The organism is Streptococcus sp. C300, from assembly GCF_000187645.1.
Taxonomy (GTDB): Bacteria; Bacillota; Bacilli; order Lactobacillales; family Streptococcaceae; genus Streptococcus; species Streptococcus oralis_CQ.
The window spans coordinates 1-724 of sequence record NZ_GL732482.1 but is presented as its reverse complement, the minus strand read 5'-3'; the positions used below and the strand labels follow the sequence as shown (position 1 = coordinate 724).

Annotated in this window: 1 protein-coding gene; it reads left to right on the top strand. The window is 39.4% G+C overall.

Annotated elements, in window-relative coordinates:
- Positions 1-117 precede the first annotated feature (117 nt).
- A complete protein-coding gene (tnpA, locus tag HMPREF0849_RS10000) occupies positions 118-582 on the top strand; it encodes an IS200/IS605 family transposase (RefSeq protein WP_000057435.1) in 465 nt (154 codons plus the stop codon).
- Positions 583-724 lie beyond the last annotated feature (142 nt).

Genomic DNA, 724 nt, shown 5'->3' with positions numbered 1-724 from the left:
GTGCGAGACAAGTAAACCACCCGCTATGCGGGTGCGCGACGAAGGTTATACCAAAAAAACTCCAAACGCGATACAATAAAGGTGTTCAAGCCAATTGTAAAGCGAAAGGAGAAAAATATGGCACAAAAGGCACATAGTTTATCACACACAAAGTGGATGTGTAAATATCACATTGTGTTCACCCCTAAGTATAGACGAAAAATCATTTATAATCAATATCGAAGTAGTTTGGGAGAAATATTCCACCGTTTATGTAGTTATAAAGGTGTTGAAATTATCGAGGGTCACTTAATGCCTGATCATGTACATATGTTAGTCAGTATTCCACCAAGGATAAGTGTTTCAAGTTTCATGGGTTATTTAAAAGGCAAAAGTGCACTCATGATGTTTGATAAACACGCCAACCTCAAGTATAAGTTTGGAAATCGGCATTTCTGGGCAGAAGGTTATTATGTAAGTACAGTAGGGCTTAATGAAGCCACAATTAAGAAATATATTCAAGAACAGGAAAAGCATGATATAGCACTAGATAAATTAAGTGTAAAAGAATATGAGGATCCCTTTAGGGATAGTGGTAAGTAATACTAAAGCCTCTTTAAGAGGCAAGTGACGAGTCAAGAGCAATGAGGCTTGAACAACGTGAAAGCCAGCGCCTTTAGGCGCTGGCTGGTGATTTGGGCTTATAGCCCTGGTGCAAACCACCCGTTAGACGGGTGGTTATGAT